Below are 23,828 nucleotides of genomic sequence, written 5' to 3' on the forward strand. Positions count from 1 at the left end.
GGCGTCTCTCCCGGCGCACTCGGCCTGATGCAAGTCGAGGCGGCTGGGCCCGCCCCGCCCGGCCGCCCGGGCTCGCCCCGCCCGGGCTCGCCCCGCCCGGGCTCGCTGGTCCGGGCTCGCTGGTCCGGGCTCGCTGGTCCGGGCTCGCCGGTCCGGGCTCGGGAACGTCACCCGGCGAGCGCGGCGGCCCGCGGTGGCAACGTGCTGGCGGCGCACGGCGGCGGCCTCGGGAAATTCAAGGGTGGCGGCGCGGCGACGCGACCGGCCCGATTAGGCCGGCGAAGGACGGACCTGGGTCGTCAGGCAGACTACGGCTGGGGATTGCTGTTTCACGTGAAACAGCGGGCCGGCGCACTCGGGGTGCGATGCGGGGGCGACCTTCTCTGGGGCGTCCGCGCACGTCGGTGCTGCGGTGGCGACGCGAAGCCAGCCGGGCGGCACAGGTCGGGAATCGGGCTACGCGCGGCGGCGCGAGGCCGAGGATGCTGCCGGACCGGTCGACCTGGTTACGGACCTCGCCGGCCGACCGCCCCCCGGACAACGGCTCGGCTCTCGGTCCCACGGTCCGAGCGCCCGGACCGCCACTGGGATGTGCGGGGCACGGAGGCCGGTTGGAAGTGTCGAGCGGCCCGCTCAGTCCCCCCACAGCCGGACTGCGACCCCACCACGGCGGCTCGGGGCTCAGCAAGAACGGCAGACGGCTCCAAGGCGCACACAGCCTTCGGGTGAACGGCCTGGGGTCCGGCTTCGAATCCGGGGGCAGCATCCGCAAGCCTGGATGACGGCCGGACCGAGAAAGAGACACCGCAGAGAATCCGACATGCGCGACGGGCAGCTGGCACCCCGCGCGGGCAGAGGGTTTGAGGTACGGATGCCGCCGAGCGCCCACAGGGCGGCGGCGCCGGCTGAGGACCGCCGAGATCGGTGCCAGCGCCAGGACGGTTTATGAGCGCCGGCGGGCAGGACGACAATGAGCGCCGACGGGCAGGCGGCTGATGGGCCGGGGCGAGGGGCAGCGGGCAAACGTCGGCGGAGGGTGGCCTGCACAGTGAGCCGCCACGGGAAGGCTGCTGGACCGTTGCCATCCGAGCGGCAGGGCGCGGTGGCCGGGGCGGCCGCCGGGGAGCCGCGGAGGAGCGGACGGGGTCGACCGGCAGAAGTGGCTGCGAGGGCTCACCCACCGCGCCTCACATCGCCGTTTCACGTGAACACGCCTGCCTTCAGCATCTGGCTCAACGGCACCCCATCGCGGCCCGGAGCGCCCTCGAGCAGTCATCGGCTTACCAGTGCAGCCAGCCGGATCAAGGCTCGCCTGAGTCGTCGGCGGCGGCGAGGGGGCGCGCCAACGGCAATGCGGGGCAGGGTGAGGTGGGGTGGGCGAGGGCGGCAGCAGAGGGGCAAGGCGTGGCAACGGTAAGGCGACAACAACAGCGCCATCTGTACCGCGCTGCGCGCTAAAACGAGAACGGCCGGTCGTGACGGGGTCAGCGTGGCAACCACAGCGAGGTGGCAACTACAAGACGCGGCAACGCCAGCGACCGGCAACGACGGCGTCGGGCGCGGCGGCAGCGGTCAGGCGCGGCGCAACAGCGCCAGCGGTGCCGGCACGGCCGCGGCGCAAGGAGCCGGCCGATCCTTGGCGACGCAGACGGCGATCAAGAGCCTCCAAAGCCGAACGCCAACACCCAAAGCTCTAACTCTGCGTCCCGAGAGCCCGGCGTCCCGTTCTGAGGCCGGCAGGCGCGGACGGTGGCCCGGGCGGTGGCCCGGGCGGTGGCCCGGGCGGTGGCCCGGGCGGTGGCCCGGGCGGGGGCCCGGGCGGGGGCCCGGGCGGTGGCCCGGACGGTGGCCCGGACGGTGACGACCACGCCGGTGACACCATCCCGGCGGTCGCCCCCGGTGTTCGGTCCGGCCGCCCAACACGTCTGCCCCCGCGACACCGACGGGGCCACCATGCGGCGCCCCACAGCGGTACCCCACAGCGGCGCCCGCAGCGGAGCGAGGCCGGCAGCCAGCTTCCCCCGAGCAACGTCAAGGCGACCGACACGCCGCGTCAAAAAGACGCGCCCCGCACCACCGACCAGAACCAACCGACTCCGACCAGGTCCCGAAACACCTCGACCGAACCACCCCGGAAAACAACTCGGCCGCGTCGCCCCCGCAGGGGCCACGCGGCCGAAGGCCGACAGGGGCGTCACTCCCCGGGCTGCTCCTCCTGCCCAACTCCGATGATCCCGACGATCCGCTCCAGGTCGTCGACCGTCGCGAACTCGATCGTGATCTTCCCCTTGCTCCGGCCGATGTCAACCTTCACCCGGGTGTCGAAGCGGTCGGAGAGCCGATCGGCGAGGTCCGTCAGCGCTGGCGCGTGCGGCTTTGGCCGGCGCTTCGCGGCCGGGGCCTTCGCCGGGCCGTCGGCGAGCGCCAGGGCCACCAGTTCCTCGGTGGCGCGTACGGAGATGCCCTCGGCGACGATGCGCCTGGCGAGCTGCTCCTGCGCCTCGGCGTCGTCGAGGCTGAGCAGCGCGCGGGCGTGGCCCGCCGAGAGCACCCCGGCGGCGACCCGGCGCTGCACGTGGGCGGGCAGGTTCATCAGCCGGATGGTGTTGGAGATCTGCGGCCGACTGCGGCCGATCCGGCGGGCCAGCTCCTCGTGGGTCGCGCCGAACTCCTCGAGCAGCTGCTGGTACGCGGCCGCCTCTTCCAGCGGGTTGAGGTTGGCCCGATGGATGTTCTCCAGCAGCGCGTCCCGGAGCATCGCGTCGTCCTTGGTGTCCCGGACGATGGCGGGAATGCTCTCCCGGCCGACCGCCTGGGCCGCGCGCCAGCGTCGCTCGCCCATGACGAGTTCGTACTTCTCGCTGTCGAGCTGGCGGACGACGATCGGCTGGAGGAAGCCGACCTCCTGGATCGAGGTCTTCAGCTCCTCCAGCGCCTCCTCGTCAAAGACGTGTCGGGGCTGCTTCGGGTTCGGCACGATGCTGTCGACGGGGATCTCGGCGAAGCGGGCCCCCGGGACCGGGCTCAGTTGCGGCTCCGGCTCCGCGGCCGGGGCGGCCGAGGCGGCCACGTCGCCGATGCCGCCCGCTCCGGCCGCGGCCGCCGCCGCACCGCCCAGGGGGGTGGCCGGGACGGCTGCCGCCGTACCGTTCTCGGGTTCGGCGGGCGCCGGGGCGCTGCCCGGCACGGGCCCGGTGGGGATGAGGGCACCGAGCCCCCGGCCCAGACCGCCGCGAGGACGGTTCTTCATGCGACGCCTCCCAGCGACTTCTCCGCACTACGCATTCCGGCTCACCGGCTCCTTGACGCCTCGCTCGGCAATCTCCTGGGCGGCCTCGAAGTAGCTCGTGGCCCCCCGCGAACCGGGATCGTAGGTCATCACCGACTGCCCGTAGCTGGGCGCCTCGGAGACCCGCACGTTCCGGGGGATCACGGCCTCGAGCACCTTGTCCCCGAAGTGGTTCCGGACGTCCTGCTCCACCGCGTCGGCCAGTCGGGTCCGCCGGTCGTACATGGTGAGCAGGATGGTGGAGACCTCGAGCTTCGGGTTGAGGTGCTGCCGGACCAGGTTGATGTTCTGGATCAGCTGGTTGAGGCCCTCCAGCGCGTAGTACTCGCACTGGATCGGAATGAGCACCTCCTGCGCGGCGACCAGCGCGTTGACGGTCAGCAGGCCGAGCGAGGGCGGGCAGTCGATGAAGACGTAGTCGAAGTGCCCCGGATAGGCGGCGATGGCCCGGGCCAGCCGGGACTCCCGGGCGACCACCGAGACCAGTTCGATCTCGGCACCCGCCAGGTCGATGGTGGCCGGCACGCACCACAGGTTCGGGATGCCCTCGACGGCCTGGGCCACTTCCTCCAGTGGCACGCTGTCGATCAGGCAGTCGTAGACGTCCGGCACGCCGGTGTGGTGCGGCACGTTGAGTCCGGTGGAGGCGTTGCCCTGCGGGTCGAGATCGACCACGAGCACCCGGTTGCCGTGCAGGGCGAGCGCCACCGCCAGGTTGACCGTGGTCGTGGTCTTGCCCACGCCGCCCTTCTGGTTGGCGACGCACATCACCCGGGTCCGTGCGGGGCGAGGCATGGTGACCTCACCACTGGGATTCAGGATCTGCACGGCGCGCATAGCCTCCATAGCCAACGGTGGGTCATCCTCTTCGCGCGTCGGGGTTTCACGTGAAACGTACGTGCTCGCCGGGGGTTCGGCAGCGTAGCCCGCGGCCGGTGGCGTGTCGGCCGGAGCCGTCGCAGCCGTGGCCGCGTCCGGCGCGGCCTCTGGGGTGGGCTGCTGCGGCACGGCCACCACCGGCGGCTGCGGCTCGTAGCGCGCGGGGACCGCCACATTTCCGCGTACCGGGGCCGGACGAGAGGCGGGCGCGTTGGCCGGGCCACCGTTCGGGTCGTGCGGGTCCCGCGCCGGCGGCACGTTCACCGGTACGGACGAGGTCGGCCGCACGTCACCCGCCGAGGGCGCGTCCCGGCGCACCAACGGATCGCAGTCCGGGGGGAGGGTGGACGGGTCGTGGGGCTCGCCGCTCGCCGGCCAGCCCTGGGAGTTGGTTTCACGTGAAACGGGGCCGGTAGCGGAGGCTCGCCCTCCTGGCCCGGTCACCCGTGGATCGTCGTACCTGCCGTCGTCATGCACCTGTCATCCCTGCCCGCTCCGGATGGTCGGTCCGCACCCCGTCATTCAGGCCCCCACGCTCACCGCGCGGCGTCACCGGCCCGGTGGGAACGGTCGGATTCGGATACCGCCCGGCACCGCCGTTCCACACTATCGACGCGCGGCCAGCCTACGGCCGACGGGCGCAGCGGGTCCACGTCGGGTTCTGATCGATCAGCACGCCCACCCGGTCCAACGACCGGATGGGCGTGCGGAAAGCCTTGTCGCGTCAGCGATCCCGGCCGGGGGCACCCCGGCGGCGGCCGCCCCGCGAGCGCTTCGGCGCCTTCTTCCTGGCCGGGCCGACCACTCGCTCGCGGACCACCTCGATCACCGTGGCGGGCGGATCGATCACGCCGACCCCGCACCGGTGCAGCTCCGGCTCGCCACCGCCGAGCCGGGCCACCGCCGCTGCGTGCTCGGCGATCTCCTCGGCGGCGGAGGCGCCCTTGAGCGCCATCAGGCGGCCGCCGCGTGCCGCCAACGGCAGGCACCAGGCCGCGAGCCGGTCCAGCGCCGCCACGGCGCGGGCCGTGACGATGTCGGCGACCAGCGGCTCCCGGTCGCGGGATCCGGCGGCGGCCTCCTCGGCGCGCCCGCGGAACACCCGGACCGACCTCGTCAACCCGAGCTGCTGCACCGCCTCGATCAGGAAGGCGGTCCGCCGGGCGAGCGGCTCGACCAGGGTCACGGTGAGGTCGGGGCGGGCGATGGCCAGCACCAGGCCGGGCAGGCCGGCCCCGGAGCCGACGTCGATCAGGCTGGCGCCCTCCCGGATCCGCTCGGCCATCGCCGCACAGTTGAGCAGGTGACGGTCCCAGAGACGCGGCGTCTCGCGGGGGCCGATCAGCCCGCGCACCACGCCGTCCGTGGCCAGCAGTTCGGCGTACGCGGCGGCCAGGTCGAGCCGGTCGCCGAAGAGGGTACGGGCAGCCTCCGCCAACTCGGGCGGCAGCGTCGCCCCCGCCGGGGAGGGCTGCTCACCGCCGGACCGCTCCGCACCGTCCACCAAGGACTGTAAGGGCGGCGTGACGGCGGCGGTCGGCTCCGCGAACACCGGGTCGACGGCGCCGGCCGGGGCGGGTGCCTCCGGGATAGTGGAACCGACCGACGGCTCGCTGACGAAAGCCGGCGTCACCTCGGTGGCCGGGTCCGCCGCGACGACCGGCTCCGCGGCCGGCTCGCCGGAGAAGGCCGGATCGGCCGGGATCGCGGGCCCGGCCGGCACCGAGGGATCGACCGGGGAGTCGCCGCCGGAGAAGACCGGGTCGACGGTCGGGTCCGGGTGAACACGCGACGGCCCGGGCGGCGTACCACCCGGGCCGGCCACGGCACCCGCCGTCGTCTCGTCGGAGGTCACCTACGTCAGTCCGCCGGCCGGACGATGATCCGGCGGTTCGGCTCGACGCCCTCGGATTCGCTCTCCACGCCGCTCATCGCGTTGACCACGTCGTGCACGCACTTGCGCTCGAAGGCGGACATCGGCTCCAGGCGCACCGGCTCGCCGTACTCCTTGACCTTCTCCACCGCGTTCTTGGCGACGGCGGCCAGCTCCTTGCGCCGGGCGCCGCGGTAGCCGCCGACGTCGAGCAGCAGGCGGCTCGGCGCACCGGTCTGACGGAACACCGCCAGCCGGGCCAGCTCCTGGAGCGCCTCCAGGGTGGCGCCGCGCTGACCGACCAGGTTCTGCAGCCGACCGCCGACCACCTCGACGACCGGACGGCCGCCCGAGACCAGCTCGTCGATGTCGCCGTCGTAGTCGAGGATGTCGAGCAGGCCCTCGACGTAGTCGGCGGCGATCTCGCTCTGCCGGAACAGCTCGCTGTCGGCGGGGGCCTTCTTCTCCCGCGCCTCGGCCTGGGTCTCCTCGTCCGACTCGGTGGTGGCGGCCGGCGCCGTCTCCTCGTCCAGGGACTGGTCGGCGCTGGGGATGCTGGTGTCGGTCACGGTCTCATCTCCGTACTCGCTCGGCCGGACCGTCGGGTCCGCTGGTCTCCCGAGGCCGGCGGGAGGTTCGCCGGTGCCCTCGGGCACGTCTGTACGGGCCAGTTTCGCCCGTGACCGCGCTTTGCGCGGCGGTTCCGGCCCGGCGCCGGCTTCTCAGCTGGCAGCTCGGGGGCCGGAACGGACCGCCACCGGGTCTCCGGCGGCGGCCCGGTGGGGTCAGCCCTGTCGCTTGGCGGGCCGGCCGCCACTCTTCTTCGGGTTGACCGGCTTGGCGCCGGGCTTCGGGCCGGCCACCTTGGGGGCGGCGGCCGGGGCCTTGGCGGCCGGCTGCACGGTCTTGCGGCCGAGCAGGCCACCGGTCTTGGCCGGCTGGGCGGCGGTCTTGCCCGCCGTGGTCTTGCCGGCGGTGGTGCTCTTCGGCGGCACCAGCGGCGGGAACTTCCGCAGCACCCACTGCTGCTGGCCGAGGGTGAAGAGGTTGTTGGTGACCCAGTAGATGATCACACCGATCGGGAAGATCGAGCCCGAGATCAGCAGCGACACCGGGATGCCGTAGAGCATCAGCCGCTGGACCATGCGCTGCTGCGGGTCCTCGGCCCAACCGGTCTTGAGGATCATCTGCCGGCTGGTCAGGTAGGTGGTGGCGATCATGATCAGGACCAGGATGCCGGCGACGAGCTTGACCGTCGCGCTGTTCGCCCCCAGGTTGGCCAGCTCGTCGGGGGTGGAGCCGAACCGGCCGGAGATCGGGGCGGTGAAGAGCTTCGCGCTGGAGGCGCTGTGGAACTGCTCGACGGTCCAGCCGTAGAGGGTCTTGCCCTGGTTGTCCGGGTTGAGCCGCTTGAGCGTGTGGAACAGGCCCAGGAAGACCGGGATCTGGAGGAACATCGGAAGGCAGCCCATCAGCGGGTTGGCCTTTTCCTTCCGGTAGAGCTCCATCATCTCCTTCTGGAGCGTCTCCCGGTCACCCTTGTGCTTCTCCTGGAGCTCCTTGACCTTGGGCTGGAGCGCCTGCATGGCCCGCTGCGACTTGATCTGCTTGACGAAGACCGGGAACAGGATGACCCGGACCGTGACCACCAGGAAGATGATGGACAGGATCCAGGCCCAGTTCGTGCCGATCACGGCGTCGACCGAGACCCCGATGGCGTCCCAGGCCGAGTGCCAGGTCAGCAGGATCCACGAGATCGCGTAGTAGATCCAGTCGAGACTAAACACTCAGGCTCCAGTCACGTCGGCACGGCGGCGGCCGCCCGGCTCCGGCACCGGGTCGTGTCCACCAGGGTGGAAGGGGTGGCAGCGCGACAGCCGCCGGACCGTCAGCCAGGCTCCTCGCAGCGCACCGTGCCGGGACACCGCCTCGACGGCGTAGGCACTGCACGACGGGTAGAAGCGGCAGCGGGCCGGCAGTGCCGGACTTATCCACCGACGGTACGCGATGATGGGCGCCAACAGCATGCGGGCACCGGCGGTCGGCCGCGGAGCGGCGGTGTGTTCGGTCACCGGGACCGCCGTCCCCGGGGGGAACGCGCGGCGGCGAGGGCGGCGTCCAGGTCGCCCCCGAGCCGGGCGTACGACGCCTCGGCGGCCGGCGGCAGGGCGCGTACCACCAGGGTGCTGCCGGCGGGCAGGTCGGCCAGCCGCTCGCGGACCAGGTGGCGGAGGCGACGGCGGACCTTGTTCCGGACCACGGCGTTGCCGACGGCCTTGGACACGACGAAGCCGGCGCGGCGGGGTGCGGAGGGCTCCGCACCGCTGCTCCGCGCCGGCTCCGGCGAGGTTGTCGCGGTGGGTCCGGTCTGCTCGGGGAGGGTCAGGTGCACCACGACGGCGCCTCGGCCGACGCGTCGGCCACCCCGGACCGCTGCGGCGAAGTCGCTACTGCGCCGCAGTCGTTGCGCGGCGGCCAGCACGACTGCCCACGTCCCCGGACCGGACCGGTCGGCCTCAGGCCGACAGGCGGGTGCGGCCCTTGCTGCGACGGGTCGAGATGATGGCGCGGCCGGCACGGGTGCGCATGCGCAGCCGGAAGCCGTGGGTCTTCGCGCGCCGGCGGTTGTTCGGCTGGTAGGTGCGCTTGCTCACGTCAGGCTCTCCGTTGTCGTACGCCCCGCGCGGGGGATCGCCCGGGGTCGTGTGGTGGTCCAGGCCACCTCGGCGGTGGCCTCCGATCGGTGCTGCCCGGCGGCACGTGACCTCGGCGATGCGGGGAGGCGACGCGGGCAGCAAGCACCCATCACCCTAGCAGAGGGCGGCAGAGCAGCCGCTCCAGCCTACGCAGGGGGCAATGACCGTCAAACCTCACACCCTGGCCCCGACCAGCGCCGGAACCGCGACCGAAGGGGCGGTTTTCACTGATGTTGACAAGGCTGCCCCGGTGTCGACGGTTGATGGCGCGGGGTCCGCGCTGTTAGCGTGCCCGATTGCGGTCAGCGTCGGGGGTCCGGGTTTGTCGCTGACCGGCAAGACCGGACAAGGTAGTGAATCGTTCGGCACGGTGAACCCGCTTCAGCGCCTCCGGGAACCAGGGGGCAGGTCCGACCCGCGTCCGGTGGGCGGCCACAATCGGTCGGTACACACAGGCTGTGGATAACTTGTGGATGACGACCGGTCAGCCGTCCGGGCGGGCGTGAGGAGAGGCGAGGGGGTGGCACGACGGTGACCGGAGCGATCGACCTTGCCGCGGTGTGGACGGCGACGACCGACGAGCTCGCCGACGAGATCATCTCCGCCCAGCAGCGGGCGTACCTCCGGCTGACCCGGCTGCGGGCGATAGTCGAGGACACCGCGCTGCTCTCCGTTCCGGACGCGTTCACCCGGGATGTGATCGAGTCCCGCCTCCGCCCGGCCATCACCGAGGCGTTGAGCCGCCGGCTCGGCCGGCCCATCCAGGTCGCCGTCACCGTGCGGGTCGCCGAGGACCCGGGCGCCCGCCCGGCCGGCACCGTCTACCGCAGCGGTCCGGAGCCCCTCGCCGCGACCGGCGGCCCCGCGGACCTGCTCGCCGGCTTCGACCAGCCCGGCCCGGCCGACACCGCGCCCGGCTTCCCCGAGCGGGGCTTCCCGCCGGCCCGGCCGGAGGCCCCCGCGTACGCCGATCCCCGCTCCGAGCTGCCGGCCGAGGAGCCGGCCCCCCGGCAGCGCAGCGCCGACGGCACCCGACCCCAGCTGATCCCGGCCAGCAGGGACGGGCAGGACACGCTGTTCAGCGCCGCCTTCGCCGAGCCGCTGCCCGCCGCCCCCGATCGCCGCGCCTTCGACGAGCGGTCCCGGGTCGAGCCGCCCGTCCGCGACGCCGGCGGCTACGAGCCCCGCTACCGGGAGGCGCCCGGCCCGGCCGACGCCCCGCCGCTGCGCGGCCTGCCCCGCGACGGCGCCACGGACAGTGGCCCCGGCCGCGGCGCCCCCGACCACCGTCCCGGCGGTCCGGCCGACCGGCGGCTGGCCGGCGGGGCGGAGAGCGGCGGCAACCGGCTCAACCCGAAGTACATGTTCGAGACGTTCGTCATCGGCTCGTCCAACCGCTTCGCCCACGCGGCGAGCGTGGCGGTGGCCGAGTCGCCGGCGAAGGCCTACAACCCGCTCTTCATCTACGGCCACTCCGGGTTGGGCAAGACCCACCTGCTGCACGCCATCGGGCACTACGCCACGACGCTGGGCAACGCCCGCTCGGTCCGGTACGTCTCGACCGAGGAGTTCACCAACGACTTCATCAACTCGTTGCGGGACGACAAGACCAGCGCTTTCCAGCGCCGCTACCGGGACGTGGACATCCTCCTGATCGACGACATCCAGTTCCTGGAGAACCGGGAGCGGACCCAGGAGGAGTTCTTCCACACTTTCAACACGCTGCACAACGCGAACAAGCAGATCGTGATCACCTCCGACCGGTCGCCGCGTCAGCTCGCCACCCTGGAGGACCGGATGCGGACCCGGTTCGAGTGGGGGCTGCTCGCCGACATCCAGCCGCCGGACCTGGAGACCCGGATCGCGATCCTGCAGAAGAAGGCAGCGCAGGAGCGGATGTACGCCCCGCCGGACGTGCTGGAGTTCATCGCCTCCCGGGTGTCGAACTCGATCCGGGAACTCGAAGGCGCGCTGATCCGGGTCACCGCGTTCGCCAGCCTCACCCGCTCGTCGGTGGAGCTGTCGCTGGCCGAGGAGGTGCTGCGGGACTTCATGCCGGACGGCGCCGGACCGGAGATCAACGCCGACCAGATCATGGCCTCCACCGCGGACTACTTCGGGGTGAGCCTGGAGGACCTGCGCGGTCACTCCCGGTCCCGGGTGCTGGTCAACGCCCGCCAGGTGGCCATGTACCTGTGCCGGGAGCTCACCGACCTGTCGCTGCCCCGGATCGGCCAGGCGTTCGGCGGCCGGGACCACACCACCGTCATGCACGCCGACCGGAAGATCCGCCAGCAGATGGCGGAGCGCCGCTCGCTCTACAACCAGATCGCCGAGCTGACCAACCGGATCAAGCAGACCACCTGATCCGTACGCCGACGCGACGCCCGGCCGGACCCACCGGCCGGGTTTTTTCGTGCCTGTGGAGACCCGGAGCTTGACCCTCGACCCGGTGGAGGGCCCACGATCGGGGTTGTGTTCATCCACACCTCGACCCGGTTGTCCACATCCCCTGTGACACAGGCAGTGGAAAACCACGCTCGGTTCCCGCCCGGTTACCCACAGACTGTGGACAACCCCTGGGGACGATGCTGTGGACGCCTGGGGACAACGAGCGGGTTGTCCACCGACGACGGTCGGTCTGTGGGCGACCTGTTGAAGGTTCTGGGGATGACGACGGTCGAGGCCGGCGGCGCTGTCCACAACACTGGGGAGAAACCCGGTGGATTAGCGGTGGACAACCGGTGGACAACCGTGGACAACCCGGCGGCTGGCGACGGCTGTGGACCGGAACACGGGTTGTACCCCTGGTTCTCCACAGCGAAACCACCGGTGGATAACCTGTCTGACCTGGGCGGACGCCGGTTCTCCACAGTTTGCACAGGTGCGATGAAGACGATGAGTTATCTCTTCTAAACAACAAAAACCAATCATCACCGTTGGACTTCCTGTGGATCGGGCCGGAGCACTGCCGCCGGCAGTCGTCCGGGCACCTGGATCCACGGGGTCGGACGCACAGCCGATGCCCACGCGCCCTAAGGTGCGATGGGTACCCGCACGGTCGGGCGGGACGGGTGGCAGCGGTCGGCATGAGAGAGTTGTCGCTGACGTCGACGCGGAGGCATTGATGAAGTTCCGAGTGGAGCGCGACGCGCTCGCCGAGGCGGTCGCCTGGACCGCCAAGAGCCTGCCCAACCGACCTTCCGTACCGGTGCTGGCCGGGGTGATGCTCCGGGTCACCGACGGCAACCTCCAGGTCTCCGGCTTCGACTACGAGGTCTCCAGCCAGGTCACGGTCGAGGTGCAGGGTGACGCCGACGGCGCCGCCCTGGTCTCCGGCCGGCTGCTCGCCGAGATCACCAAGGCGCTCCCGGCCAAGCCGGTGGACATCGCCGCCGTCGGCGCGCACCTGGAACTGGTCTGCGGCAGCGCCCGGTTCACGCTGCCGACCATGCCGGTCGAGGACTACCCGACCCTGCCGGAGATGCCGGAGAGCGCCGGCACCGTCGACGCGGCCGCCTTCGCCGCCGCCGTGGCCCAGGTGGCCGTGGCCGCCGGCCGCGACGAGACGCTGCCGATGATGACCGGCGTCCGGATCGAACTCTCCGGAAGCACGCTGGCGATGCTCGCCACCGACCGCTACCGCCTCGCCCTGCGCGAGATGGAGTGGAATCCGGACGACCCGGAGATCAGCCTCAACGCGCTGGTGCCCGCCCGGACGCTGCACGACACCGCGAAGGCCCTCGGCCCGCTCGGCGGCCACGTCACCATGGCGCTGTCCCAGGGCGCCGCCGGCGAGGGCATGATCGGCTTCTCCGGCGGCACCCGCCGGACCACCAGCCGGCTGCTCGACGGGGCCAACTACCCGCCGGTACGCTCGCTCTTCCCGGCCAGCCACAACGCCGAGGCCCGGGTCCCGGTCGCCACGCTCATCGAGGTGGTCAAGCGGGTGGCGCTGGTCGCCGAGCGGACCACCCCGGTGCTGCTCAGCTTCAGCTCCGACGGCCTGGTGGTCGAGGCCGGCGGCACCGAGGAGGCCCGGGCCAGCGAGGCCATGGAGGCGACCTTCACCGGCGACCCGCTGACCATCGGCTTCAACCCGCAGTACCTGATCGACGGCCTGAACAACCTGGGTGCGCAGTACGCCCAGCTGGCGTTCGTCGACGCCTTCAAGCCCGCGGTGATTTCCCCCGCCGGCGAGGATGGCGAGGTCATCCCCGGGTACCGGTACCTCATCATGCCGATCCGCGTGTCCCGCTGATCGACGGCAGCACGACCCAGACGTACGGAGGTAGGAGCAGATGCAGCTCGGCCTGGTAGGACTCGGCCGGATGGGCGGCAACATGCGCGAGCGGTTGCGCGCCGCCGGTCACGAGGTGGTCGGCTACGACCGCAACGCGGAGCTGAGCGACGTCGCGAGCCTCGCGGAGCTGGCCGAGAAGCTGGAGTCGCCCCGCGCGGTCTGGGTGATGGTGCCGGCCGGCGTCACCGACGCCACCATCGACGAGCTCGCCGGCGTCCTCGGCGAGGGCGACATCATCATCGACGGCGGCAACTCCCGGTTCAGCGACGACGCCCCGCGCGCCGAGCGGCTGAACGAGCAGGGCATCGGCTACATCGACGTCGGCGTCTCCGGCGGCGTCTGGGGCAAGCAGAACGGCTACGCCCTGATGGTCGGCGGCGCCCAGGAGCACGTCGGGCGGCTCATGCCGATCTTCGAGGCGCTCAAGCCCGCCGGCGAGTTCGGCTTCGTGCACGCCGGTCCGGTCGGCGCCGGCCACTACGCCAAGATGGTGCACAACGGCATCGAGTACGGCCTGATGCACGCCTACGCCGAGGGCTACGAGCTGCTGGCCGCCTCCGAGCTGGTGACCAACGTGCCGGGCGTCTTCAAGTCCTGGCGCGAGGGCACCGTGGTCCGGTCCTGGCTGCTCGACCTGCTGGACCGGGCGCTGGACGAGGACCCGGAGCTGGCCGAGCTGAGCGGCTACACCGAGGACACCGGCGAGGGCCGGTGGACGGTCGACGAGGCGGTCCGGCTCGCTGTGCCGCTGAACGTCATCACCGCCTCGCTGTTCGCCCGGTTCGCCTCCCGGCAGGACGACTCGCCCGCCATGAAGGCCGTCGCCGCGCTGCGCCAGCAGTTCGGCGGCCACGCCGTCCGCAAGCGCTGAGCGGTATCCACAGCCTGTGTACGTCCGCCGGCTCGAACTGGTCGACTTCCGCTCGTACGAGCGGGTCGGCGTCGATCTGGAGCCGGGCCCGAACGTGCTGGTCGGCGCGAACGGCGTCGGCAAGACCAACCTGGTCGAGGCGTTGGGCTACGTGGCGACCCTGGACTCGCACCGGGTCGCCACGGACGCCCCGCTGGTCCGGATGGGTGCCACCTCGGCGGTGATCCGCTGCGCGGTGGTGCACGAGGGCCGGGAGCTCCTGATCGAGCTGGAGATCGTCCCGGGCAAGGCCAACCGGGCCCGGCTGGGCCGCTCCCCGGCCCGCCGCGCCCGGGACGTGCTCGGCGCGCTGCGGCTGGTGCTCTTCGCTCCAGAGGACCTGGAACTGGTCCGCGGCGACCCGGCCGAGCGCCGGCGCTACCTGGACGACCTGCTGGTCACCCGCCAGCCCCGGTACGCCGGGGTGCGCGCCGACTACGAGCGGGTGGTCAAGCAGCGCAACGCGCTGCTGCGGACGGCGTACCTGGCCCGGAAGACGGGCGGTACGCGGGGCGGGGACCTGTCCACCCTCGCCGTCTGGGACACCCACCTGGCGCACCACGGCGCGGAGCTGCTCGCCGGCCGGCTGGAGCTGGTCGCCGCGCTGACCCCGCACGTGGCCAAGGCGTACGACGCGGTGGCGGCGGGCCGGGGCGCGGCGGGGATCGCGTACCGGCCGTCGGTGGAGCTGCCCGAGTCGACCACCGACCGGGCGGCGCTGGTCGAGGCGCTCGCCGGGGCGCTGACCGCGAACCGGTCGGCGGAGATCGAACGGGGCACCACGCTGGTGGGCCCGCACCGGGACGACCTGGCGCTCACCCTCGGCCCGCTGCCAGCGAAGGGGTACGCCAGCCACGGCGAGTCCTGGTCGTACGCGCTGGCGCTGCGGCTGGCCGGGTACGACCTGCTGCGCGCCGACGGGATCGAGCCGGTGCTGGTGCTGGACGACGTCTTCGCCGAGTTGGACGCCGGCCGGCGGGAGCGGCTGGCCGAGCTGGTCGGCGGCGCGAGCCAGCTCCTGGTGACCTGCGCGGTGGATGACGACGTGCCGGCGACCCTGCGGGGCACCCGGTACGCGGTGGGCGAGGGGACGGTGCGTCGTGTCGGATGAGGTGCAGCTCCCGCCCGCCCGGCTGGGGCCGGGACGCGATGCGCGTACCCCTGAGGGACCGGAACCGAAGCCGGGCGGCGAGGCCGGCGCGGACCTGCCCGACGGGGCGTCCGGGCCGGAGTTGGCCCGGGCGGTGCTGGACGCGGCGAAGGCCCGCCGGCAGGCGGCGGGCGGCCGGCGGCGCAGCGCGGTCCGCGGCGACGGCGAGAAGCGGCTGCGCGGCTACTCGGGCCCCGGGCCGGACCCGCGCGACCCGCAGCCGCTCGGCGCGGTGCTGGACAAGCTGGTCAAGGCGCGCGGCTGGCAGCAGCCGGCGGCGGAGGCGACGGTCTTCGGCGCGTGGGAGCGGGTGGTGGGGCCGGAGGTGGCGCAGCACAGCCGCCCGGTGAAGCTGGAGAACGGCGAGCTGACCGTGGAGGCCCGCTCGACGGCCTGGGCCACCCAGTTGCGGCTGCTCGCCGGCTCGCTGCTCAAGCAGATCGCCAGCGAGGTGGGCCACAACGTGGTGCGCAAGCTGCACATCCACGGCCCGGCCGCGCCCTCCTGGTCGCGCGGCCCACGCCGGGTGCGCGGCCGCGGCCCCCGGGACACCTACGGCTGACCGTCACCGGTCGGCGCGGCGCGCCTCCCGCTGGGCGCGCTTGAGCTCCCGCTGCTCGCGGCTCCACTGCTTGCGTCGCTCCAGGTCCTGCTTCCACGCCTCGCGGGCAAGCCGCGAGCCGCCCTGCACCGCGCCCTGTACCTGGGAGGGGCCGGCGAGGTTCTGGAACACCCAGCCCATCAGGCGACCGCCCTTGCCGGAAGCGTCGCCCACCTGCTCGTCGTCGCTCATCCGTCTGCCCTCTCCCTCGCCGACCGCACACAATTGGTGTACCAATAATTGGTACACCAATCATTGCTACGATCGCAACGAGGACGAGGAGGGCGAGGGTGGCCGAACGGATCGAGGGCGATCCCCTGGCGCTGGAGGAGCAGGTGTGCTTCGCGCTCTCCGTCGCCGCGCGCGGCGTCGTCGCGGTCTACCGCCCGCTGCTGGAGCCGATGGGGCTCACCCATCCGCAGTACCTGGTCATGCTGGCGCTCTGGCAGCACGCGCCGATGTCCGTGCGGGAGTTGAGCCGGCTGCTCCAGCTCGACCCGGGCACGCTGTCACCGCTGCTGAAGCGCCTGGAGGCCGCCGGGTACGTGCGGCGGGAGCGGGACGCGTCCGACGAGCGCAGCCTGGCAGTCACGCTCACCGCCAGCGGTCAGGCCCTCCGGGCACAGGCCGAGCGGATCCCGCCGGCGATCGTGCAGCGGCTCGGCCTGCCGCTGGCGGACCTGCGGCACCTGCACACCGTGCTGACCGAGGTGATCGCGGCGGCCAACCGGGCCGCGACGGCCGAGCCCGGCGCCGCGCAGCCTGGTCAGGCGTCGGCGTAGACCGCGAAGCCGCGCTCGGCGCAGCGCCGGTAGAAGGCGGCGAGCACGCTCAGCTCGGCACAGGTGAAGTTCCACTGCGGCGGTTCGCCACTCTCGTCACGCAGCTTGTCCAGCCGGCTTTCCAGCCAGCGGAGCTGCTGCTCGGCCAGCCGCCCGTCGCCGAGCAGCGACCGCAGTACCTCGCTCACCGACTCGAAGGTGACCGCCTCACCGAACGGGCGGTGCCGGGCGATGAACTTCTCCACGCCGTCGGCGATCCAGGCGCAGCCGTCCGGGTCGATCACCGGGTCCTCGTCCTCGGCCGAGTTCTCCGTGGCATAGAGCACATTTTCCAGGCCGAGGATGAGGTCGACCAGCTCGGTGTAAGCGGTCGCCCGCACCGTGCCGGTCTTCGCGATCAACTCGGCCAGCGCGGCGGTCGGGGCCGAGATGCGTGGCATGTCCACGATCTCGCCGAAGTCGACGAACTCGGCCGGAGCGACCGGATCGTAGAAGCGGCCGGTCCGCGGCCAGTGCACCGCGACGTTGTCCAGCCCCATCTGGCGTCACCTCTCAGCAAGCACGTTGTCCGACCGATCGGGTCGATCGTCCCGGTTCCGGCCACGAAAGATCAAGACCGCCGCGGCAGCGCCGCAAAAGGTACGGCACGGCAGGTCCCACCGCGACCCCCGGTCGGTCACCTGCCGGTGCCGATCCGGTGCCGGTCGCGCCCTCGATCAGGGCCTCGCGTGTAGGGGGAGTCGCGGACAGCGCGATTCGGCCCCCTACGGCAATCTCAGCCGCCCCGCAGGGGGTGCCGAGTGGCGGTTTGGTCGGCTGCGCAGAGTAAGATTGACGGCGAGACGAAAGACCCGACACGGAGCGGCGGACAGGGGCCCCAGGGCCCTTGATCATTGTCCCGCATCGGGTCGAGCCGATCGCGATCCGCGGGCAACCGCGGCGACCGGCGTACGCGTTCCGTGACCTGGAGATCCTCCGGACCGGTCCGCGCGCGCCGACGTCGCGTCCTGTCCGCCGAACCCGCGCCCCGCGCCCTGGCGCGGTCGGTGCGAGAAAGTGGCCGAGGGTGGCAGCGGAGGACAACAAGAAGTACGGCGCCGAGTCGATCACCGTTCTCGAGGGCCTGGAGGCGGTCCGGAAGCGGCCCGGTATGTACATCGGGTCCACCGGTGAACGCGGCCTGCACCACCTCGTGTGGGAGGTCGTCGACAACGCGGTGGACGAGGCGCTGGCCGGCTACTGCGACACCATCGACGTGGTGCTGCTGGCCGACGGCGGGGTTCGGGTCACCGACAACGGGCGCGGCTTCCCGGTCGACCTCCACCCGAAGCTGAAGAAGCCGGGTGTCGAGGTCGCGCTGACCGTGCTGCACGCGGGCGGCAAGTTCGACGGCAAGGCGTACGCGGTCTCCGGCGGCCTGCACGGCGTCGGCGTGTCGGTGGTGAACGCGCTCTCCACCCGGATGGCCGTGGAGATCCACAAGGACGGCTTCGTCTGGCGGCAGCAGTACCACAACTCGAAGCCGAGCGCGCTGGAGAAGGGCGAGACGACCGACCGCACCGGCTCGGCGGTCTCCTTCTGGCCCGACGCCGACGTGTTCGAGACGGTCGACTTCGACTTCCAGACCATCTACCGGCGCCTGCAGGAGATGGCCTTCCTCAACCGGGGCCTCACCATCCACCTGCTCGACGAGCGGGTCGAGGAGGGCGAGGAGGGCAAGCCCCGCGAGGTGACCTTCCTCTACAAGGGCGGCATCGCCGACTTCGTCCGGCACCTCAACGCCTCGAAGAACCCGATCCACAAGACGGTGGTCGAGTTCGGCGCCGAGGAGGAGGGCATGTCGGTCGAGATCGCCATGCAGTGGAACGAGTCGTACGGCGAGTCGGTCTACACCTTCGCCAACACGATCAACACGCACGAGGGCGGCACCCACGAGGAGGGCTTCCGGGCCGCGCTGACCAGCGTGGTCAACCGCTACGGCGCGGACAAGAAGCTGCTCAAGAGCGACGAGAAGCTCTCCGGCGAGGACATCCGCGAGGGCCTGGCCGCGATCATCTCGGTCAAGCTGGCCAACCCGCAGTTCGAGGGCCAGACCAAGACCAAGCTCGGCAACACCCCGGTGAAGAGCTTCGTGCAGCGGGTCTGCAACGAGTGGCTGGTCGACTGGTTCGACCGCAACCCGGCCGAGGCCAAGACCATCATCCAGAAGGCGTCCCAGGCGGCCCGGGCCCGGATCGCCGCCCAGCAGGCGCGCAAGCTGGCCCGGCGCAAGTCGCTGCTGGAGTCCGGCTCGATGCCGGGCAAGCTGGCCGACTGCCAGTCCACCGACCCGCGCGAGTCCGAGGTGTTCATCGTCGAGGGTGACTCCGCCGGCGGCTCGGCCAAGCAGGGGCGCGACCCGCGTACCCAGGCGATCCTGCCGATCCGCGGCAAGATCCTCAACGTGGAGAAGGCCCGGATCGACCGGGTGCTGAAGAACAACGAGGTCCAGGCGCTCATCACCGCGCTGGGCACCGGCATCCACGACGACTTCGACATCGAGAAGCTGCGCTACCACAAGATCGTGCTGATGGCCGACGCCGACGTCGATGGCCAGCACATCCAGACGCTGCTGCTCACCCTGCTGTTCCGCTTCATGCGACCGCTGGTCGAGCTGGGTCACGTCTACCTGGCCGCCCCGCCGCTCTACAAGATCAAGTGGAACAAGAAGGGCGACGACGCGCAGTACGCGTACTCGGACCGGGAGCGGGACGGGCTCATCGCGCTGCGCCAGCAGAAGAAGCCCAACGCCCGGCCGGACGACATCCAGCGGTTCAAGGGCCTCGGCGAGATGAACTACCCCGAGCTGTGGGAGACCACGATGAACCCGGCCACCCGCACCCTGCGTCAGGTGACCCTCGATGACGCCGCGACCGCCGACGAGCTGTTCAGCGTGTTGATGGGCGAGGACGTCGAGGCGCGCCGGTCGTTCATCCAGCGCAACGCCAAGGACGTGCGGTTCCTGGACATCTGACGGACCGGGCCGGGCCGGCCGGTGATCCACCGGCCGGCCCGGCGATCCACAGAGTTATCCACAGTCTGGCCGGTTTCCACAGCCGTTATCCACAGCACGAAAACGACTCTGAGTCTGATAAGGGTTAACAGTGACCGATACTCCCGAGTCCACCCCGAACGAGCCGGAGACCCCGGAGACACTGGCCGCGGTCGTGGCGCACGACCGGATCGAGCCGGTCGGCCTCGAGGTCGAGATGCAGCGCTCGTACCTCGACTACGCGATGAGCGTGATCGTCGGGCGGGCCCTGCCGGACGTCCGGGACGGGCTCAAGCCGGTCCATCGCAAGATCCTCTACGCCATGTTCGACTCCGGCTACCGGCCGGACCGCGGCTACGTGAAGTGCTCCCGTGTCGTCGGTGACGTGATGGGTCAGTTCCACCCGCACGGCGACTCGGCCATCTACGACGCGCTGGTCCGGATGGCGCAGCCCTGGTCGCTGCGCTACCCGCTGGTCGACGGCAACGGCAACTTCGGCTCGCCGGGCAACGACCCGGCCGCCGCCATGCGGTACACCGAGTGCAAGCTCGACCCGCTGGCCATGGAGATGCTCCGGGACATCGACGAGGACACCGTCGACCTCCAGGACAACTACGACGGCCGGGCCAAGGAACCCACCATCCTGCCGTCCCGCATCCCCAACCTGCTGATCAACGGCTCCGAGGGCATCGCGGTCGGCATGGCCACCAAGATCCCGCCGCACAACCTGCGCGAGATCGGCGCGGCCGTGCAGTGGTGCCTGGAGAACCCGGAGGCCGACGAGGCCACCACCCTCGAGGCGCTGCTGGAGATCGTCAAGGGCCCGGACTTCCCGACCCACGGCCTGATCGTCGGCCAGGCCGGCATCCAGGACGCCTACCGGACCGGGCGCGGCTCGATCCGGATGCGGGCCGTGGTCGAGGTCGAGGAGGACAAGCGCGGCCGGCCGGCGCTGGTGGTCAGCGAGCTGCCCTACCAGGTCAACCCGGACAACCTGGCCGAGCGGATCGCCGAGCTGATCAAGGAGGGGAAGCTCGCCGGCATCGCCGACATCCGCGACGAGTCCTCCGGCCGTACCGGCATGCGGATCGTGCTCGTGCTCAAGCGCGACGCGGTCGCCAAGGTGGTGCTGAACAACCTCTACAAGCACACCCAGCTCCAGGAGACCTTCGGCGCCAACATGCTGGCGCTGGTCGACGGCGTGCCGCGCACGCTCAACCTGGCCCAGTTCCTCCGCTACTACGTCGAGCACCAGATCGAGGTCATCCGCCGGCGGACCGCGTTCCGGCTGCGCAAGGCCGAGGAGCGGGCGCACATTCTGCGCGGTCTGGCCAAGGCGCTGGACGCCCTCGACGATGTGATCGCCCTGATCCGGCGCTCGCCCACGGTCGAGGACGCTCGCCAGGGCCTGATCCGGCTGCTGGACATCGACGAGGTCCAGGCGACCGCGATCCTGGACATGCAGCTGCGCCGGCTGGCCGCCCTGGAGCGGCAGCGGATCCTGGACGACCTGACCAAGCTCGAGGTGGAGATCGCCGACCTCAAGGACATCCTGGCCAAGCCCGAGCGGCAGCGGCGGATCGTCTCCGAGGAGCTGGGCGAGATCGTCGCCAAGTGGGGCGACGACCGGCGCACCAAGATCGTGCCGTTCGACGGCGAGGTCTCGATGGAGGACCTCATCGCCCGCGAGGACGTGGTCGTCACGATCACCCGCACCGGCTACGCCAAGCGCACCAAGGTCGACCTCTACCGCTCGCAGCGGCGCGGCGGCAAGGGCGTCAGCGGGGCGACGCTGCGGCAGGACGACATTGTCAGCCACTTCTTCGTATGCTCCACACACGACTGGATTCTGTTCTTCACGAACAAGGGCCGGGTCTACCGGGCCAAGGCGTACGAGCTTCCCGAAGCCAGTAGGGTGGCCAAGGGCCAGCACGTGGCCAACCTGCTCGCCTTCCAAGCGGACGAGCAGATCGCGCAGATCATCGAAATTCCGAACTACCAGGTGGCCCCCTACCTGGTACTGGCCACGAAGAACGGCCTGGTGAAGAAGACGCGGCTCGAGGAGTTCGACTCCAACCGTTCCGGCGGAGTCATCGCGATCAACCTGCGCGATGAGGACGAGCTGGTCGGTGCTGCCCTCGTCGCACCCACCGACGACCTGCTGCTGGTCTCCAAGAACGCTCAGGCCATCCGCTTCAACGCCAGCGACGAGGCGCTCCGCCCGATGGGCCGGGCCACCTCGGGCGTGATCGGCATGCGGTTCAGCGAGGAGGATGTCCTGCTGGCGATGGAGGTCGTCCGCGAGGGCATGGAAATGGACGTGCTGGTCGCGACGAACGGCGGATACGCGAAACGTACTCCGATCGAGGAATACCCGGTCCAGGGCCGGGGAGGTAAGGGCGTGCTGACTGCGAAGATCACCGAGCGACGCGGTGGTCTGGTCGGCGCGGTGGTGATCAGCCCGGACGACGAGCTGTTCGCCATCACCAGCAACGGTGGCGTCATCCGGACTCCGGTGAAGCCTGTACGCCGTACGCGGGACCGGAACACAATGGGGGTCAAGCTGATGGACCTCCCGGACGGCGTGACTATCGTGGCGATTGCTCGCAATGCCGACGAGCCTGACGAACAGGACTAGTTGATGACGGAGACACAGGCGAAGTCGGGGAACAAGGGGACCTCGGCCAACCCGGTCGACGAGGAGGCCGCACAGGGCGGCACACCAGCGACCGGCCGCGCGGCCGTGGGCCGGGCCACCGTCCCCGCCGACGCGCCTGCCCCGAAGTTCACCCGGGCACCCGGCATGGTCCCGCCGCCGGAGACGCCCGGCGAGGACTCGCGGCCGTCCGACCAGGCCGAGACCAAGGTCGACGCACCGACGTCGGCCGACGGCCTGGCCGCCCCGGCCGCGGCGAAGCCCGCCACGACCCCGCAGCCGCCCAAGCCGGCCGCGGCTGCAGCGCCGTCCCCCGGCACCACCGGCACGCAGCCGCGCGTCGGAGGCGGCCTGGGCACCGCGCCGAAGCCGTCGCCGGACGGCGGTCGTCCGGGCGCCACAGGCCGCCCCGCCAACGGGGGCGGCCTGCCGCCGGGCATCAGCGGCGCCGCCGCCGTGGGGGCCGCCCGGGTGGGTGAGGCGGTACGCGCCGCGCGTACCTCGGTGACCTCGGCCGCGTCGCGCGGGCCGCGCCGGGCCCGGCTGAACCTCAAGCGGATCGACCCGTGGTCCGTGATGAAGTTCGCGTTCGCGGTCTCGGTGGTGCTCTTCATCGTGGTGGTCGTCGCCACCTCGGTGCTCTACCTGGCCCTGGACGCGATGGGCGTGTTCAAGAGCGTCAACGACAGCCTCACCGACCTGGTGAACGCCGGCGGCGGCCAGGGCGGCGGCGGCTTCCGGATCACGGCCAAGGGCGTGATCCTCAGCTCCGCGCTGATCGGCCTGGTCAACGTCGTGCTCTTCACCGCGCTGGCCACGCTGGGCGCGTTCGTCTACAACGTCTGCGCCGACCTGGTCGGCGGGATCGAGCTGACGCTCGCCGAGCGGGACTGAGCCTGACGACGACGCCGGGGCACCGCGTAAAGCGGTCGCCCCGGCGTCGCATGTCCGGGTAGGTTCATGGTGGCGCGGGTGAGCGCGCCGCCACGGCCCCCCGATTTGGGGGCCACGGCGGCGATGGGTTAACCTTGCTCGTCGCTACGCGGGGCTATAGCTCAGTCGGTTAGAGCGCAGAGCTGATAACTCTGAGGTCGCTGGTTCGATTCCAGCTAGCCCCACCGCACATCGTCCGACGGTAGTCGAGCGCGAGGGGTCAAGCCCATGTTCAAGAAGCTCCTGATCCTGGCCAGCGTCGTCGGCGTGGCCGCCGTCGTGGCCAAGAAGATCAAGGCCTCTAACGACGAGCGCGCTCTCTGGCACGAGGCGACCACCGCGCCCGACCTGCGCTGACCGCGCCTCCTCCGACTGCCAGCACCGGGCGAATCCGCCCGCCTCGGGGCCCTAGCTCAACTGGCAGAGCACTGCCTTTGCAAGGCAGGGGTTAGGGGTTCAAGTCCCCTGGGCTCCACTCTTACCGCCTCTGACCAGGCGCTTTCTCCAGGCAAGGTCAAGCGGCACAGATCCGGCACAACCAGCATTGATCTTGCGCCCTGTCAGCCTCGCGGCTTCCTCGCAGCGGCTTGCAGGATCGAGCCCACCAGGCCGCGTTGGCGCTCCCGCTTCGGCCACCAGTGCACCTACGTCTCCAGCGTGGTCCGCAGCGTCTTGTGCCGGAGTAGCCGCTGCACTTCCCGTGGCTCCGCGTGGTTCGTGATTAG

The 23,828-nt window shown here is 71.5% G+C and carries 21 protein-coding genes and 2 tRNA genes; 13 read left to right on the plus strand and 10 right to left on the minus strand.

From position 1 onward, the window contains the following. Window positions 1–2,194 precede the first annotated feature (2,194 nt). From AC0OLQ_RS01005 to rpmH, 8 genes are all read right to left on the minus strand, one after another. A complete protein-coding gene (locus AC0OLQ_RS01005; RefSeq protein WP_484529828.1) occupies window positions 2,195–3,250 on the minus strand; it encodes a ParB/RepB/Spo0J family partition protein in 1,056 nt (351 codons plus the stop codon). Between the two features lie 27 nt (window positions 3,251–3,277). Further along, window positions 3,278–4,645 (minus strand): ParA family protein, encoded by a 1,368-nt coding sequence (locus tag AC0OLQ_RS01010; protein WP_484529829.1) that lies wholly within the window; start codon window positions 4,643–4,645, stop codon window positions 3,278–3,280. A 247-nt stretch (window positions 4,646–4,892) separates the two neighbouring features. Next, the gene (rsmG, locus tag AC0OLQ_RS01015; RefSeq protein ID WP_484532521.1) at window positions 4,893–5,672 is read right to left on the minus strand and encodes a 16S rRNA (guanine(527)-N(7))-methyltransferase RsmG; all 780 of its coding nucleotides are present in this window, start codon (window positions 5,670–5,672) and stop codon (window positions 4,893–4,895) included. A 356-nt stretch (window positions 5,673–6,028) separates the two neighbouring features. Next, window positions 6,029–6,610: a Jag family protein gene (locus AC0OLQ_RS01020; RefSeq protein WP_357331847.1), complete on the minus strand. Its 582-nt coding sequence runs from the start codon at window positions 6,608–6,610 to the stop codon at window positions 6,029–6,031. Between the two features lie 216 nt (window positions 6,611–6,826). Continuing rightward, window positions 6,827–7,828, minus strand: coding sequence for a membrane protein insertase YidC (gene yidC / locus AC0OLQ_RS01025; RefSeq protein ID WP_357331849.1), 1,002 nt, complete (start codon window positions 7,826–7,828; stop codon window positions 6,827–6,829). Further along, the gene (gene yidD, locus AC0OLQ_RS01030) at window positions 7,829–8,068 is read right to left on the minus strand and encodes a membrane protein insertion efficiency factor YidD (protein ID WP_357332855.1); all 240 of its coding nucleotides are present in this window, start codon (window positions 8,066–8,068) and stop codon (window positions 7,829–7,831) included. A 41-nt stretch (window positions 8,069–8,109) separates the two neighbouring features. Beyond that, window positions 8,110–8,523, minus strand: a complete 414-nt coding sequence (gene rnpA / locus AC0OLQ_RS01035; RefSeq protein WP_484529830.1) for a ribonuclease P protein component — start codon at window positions 8,521–8,523, stop codon at window positions 8,110–8,112. Between the two features lie 34 nt (window positions 8,524–8,557). Beyond that, entirely contained in the window at window positions 8,558–8,695 is a 138-nt protein-coding gene (gene rpmH, locus AC0OLQ_RS01040) for a 50S ribosomal protein L34 (RefSeq protein ID WP_117668129.1), read from the minus strand. Between the two features lie 573 nt (window positions 8,696–9,268). On the opposite strand from rpmH, the gene dnaA reads away from it, so the two are divergent. The 6 genes from dnaA (at window position 9,269) to AC0OLQ_RS01070 (ending at window position 15,662) form a co-directional block, all read left to right on the plus strand. Then, window positions 9,269–11,104 (plus strand): chromosomal replication initiator protein DnaA, encoded by a 1,836-nt coding sequence (gene dnaA / locus AC0OLQ_RS01045; protein ID WP_484529831.1) that lies wholly within the window; start codon window positions 9,269–9,271, stop codon window positions 11,102–11,104. Window positions 11,105–11,380: 276 nt separating this feature from the next. Then, the gene (locus AC0OLQ_RS01050) at window positions 11,381–11,653 is read left to right on the plus strand and encodes a hypothetical protein (RefSeq protein ID WP_484529832.1); all 273 of its coding nucleotides are present in this window, start codon (window positions 11,381–11,383) and stop codon (window positions 11,651–11,653) included. Between the two features lie 211 nt (window positions 11,654–11,864). Next, complete coding sequence (dnaN, locus tag AC0OLQ_RS01055; RefSeq protein ID WP_484529833.1) at window positions 11,865–12,998, plus strand: DNA polymerase III subunit beta; 1,134 nt, start codon at window positions 11,865–11,867, stop codon at window positions 12,996–12,998. A 40-nt stretch (window positions 12,999–13,038) separates the two neighbouring features. Continuing rightward, complete coding sequence (gene gnd / locus AC0OLQ_RS01060; RefSeq protein WP_357331859.1) at window positions 13,039–13,911, plus strand: phosphogluconate dehydrogenase (NAD(+)-dependent, decarboxylating); 873 nt, start codon at window positions 13,039–13,041, stop codon at window positions 13,909–13,911. 16 nt (window positions 13,912–13,927) lie between these two features. After that, on the plus strand, window positions 13,928–15,061 hold the full coding sequence (gene recF / locus AC0OLQ_RS01065; protein ID WP_484529834.1) for a DNA replication/repair protein RecF: 1,134 nt from the start codon (window positions 13,928–13,930) through the stop codon (window positions 15,059–15,061). Beyond that, a complete protein-coding gene (locus AC0OLQ_RS01070; RefSeq protein WP_357331863.1) occupies window positions 15,051–15,662 on the plus strand; it encodes a DciA family protein in 612 nt (203 codons plus the stop codon). Before recF ends, AC0OLQ_RS01070 begins: the two co-directional genes overlap by 11 nt. Before the next feature lie 3 nt (window positions 15,663–15,665). On the opposite strand, the gene AC0OLQ_RS01075 is transcribed toward AC0OLQ_RS01070, so the two are convergent. Continuing rightward, window positions 15,666–15,893, minus strand: coding sequence for a hypothetical protein (locus AC0OLQ_RS01075; RefSeq protein WP_357331865.1), 228 nt, complete (start codon window positions 15,891–15,893; stop codon window positions 15,666–15,668). Between the two features lie 98 nt (window positions 15,894–15,991). Here AC0OLQ_RS01075 and AC0OLQ_RS01080 point away from each other — a divergent pair, with 98 nt between their 5' ends. Beyond that, complete coding sequence (locus AC0OLQ_RS01080) at window positions 15,992–16,483, plus strand: MarR family winged helix-turn-helix transcriptional regulator (RefSeq protein ID WP_484529835.1); 492 nt, start codon at window positions 15,992–15,994, stop codon at window positions 16,481–16,483. Here the strand turns inward: AC0OLQ_RS01080 and AC0OLQ_RS01085 are convergent. Then, window positions 16,468–17,022: a hypothetical protein gene (locus tag AC0OLQ_RS01085; protein WP_484529836.1), complete on the minus strand. Its 555-nt coding sequence runs from the start codon at window positions 17,020–17,022 to the stop codon at window positions 16,468–16,470. The two genes, AC0OLQ_RS01080 and AC0OLQ_RS01085, sit on opposite strands and share 16 nt — an antisense overlap. 527 nt (window positions 17,023–17,549) lie before the next feature. Here AC0OLQ_RS01085 and gyrB point away from each other — a divergent pair. The 6 genes from gyrB to AC0OLQ_RS01115 all read left to right on the plus strand — a co-directional run bounded on the left by gyrB (window position 17,550) and on the right by AC0OLQ_RS01115 (window position 23,578). Beyond that, window positions 17,550–19,496: a DNA topoisomerase (ATP-hydrolyzing) subunit B gene (gene gyrB / locus AC0OLQ_RS01090; protein WP_357331871.1), complete on the plus strand. Its 1,947-nt coding sequence runs from the start codon at window positions 17,550–17,552 to the stop codon at window positions 19,494–19,496. Window positions 19,497–19,626: 130 nt separating this feature from the next. Further along, entirely contained in the window at window positions 19,627–22,152 is a 2,526-nt protein-coding gene (gene gyrA / locus AC0OLQ_RS01095) for a DNA gyrase subunit A (RefSeq protein ID WP_357331873.1), read from the plus strand. A gap of 3 nt (window positions 22,153–22,155) precedes the next feature. Then, window positions 22,156–23,064 carry a DUF3566 domain-containing protein gene (locus tag AC0OLQ_RS01100; RefSeq protein WP_357331875.1) on the plus strand — a complete coding sequence of 303 codons (909 nt, stop codon included), beginning with the start codon at window positions 22,156–22,158 and terminating at the stop codon, window positions 23,062–23,064. Between the two features lie 150 nt (window positions 23,065–23,214). After that, window positions 23,215–23,288: transfer RNA gene (locus AC0OLQ_RS01105), tRNA-Ile, on the plus strand. Window positions 23,289–23,331: 43 nt separating this feature from the next. Further along, window positions 23,332–23,460 (plus strand): DLW-39 family protein, encoded by a 129-nt coding sequence (locus AC0OLQ_RS01110; protein WP_357331877.1) that lies wholly within the window; start codon window positions 23,332–23,334, stop codon window positions 23,458–23,460. Between the two features lie 45 nt (window positions 23,461–23,505). Further along, window positions 23,506–23,578 (plus strand) — tRNA-Ala (locus AC0OLQ_RS01115). Window positions 23,579–23,828 lie beyond the last annotated feature (250 nt).

This window comes from Micromonospora sp. Utrum1, assembly GCF_057197805.1.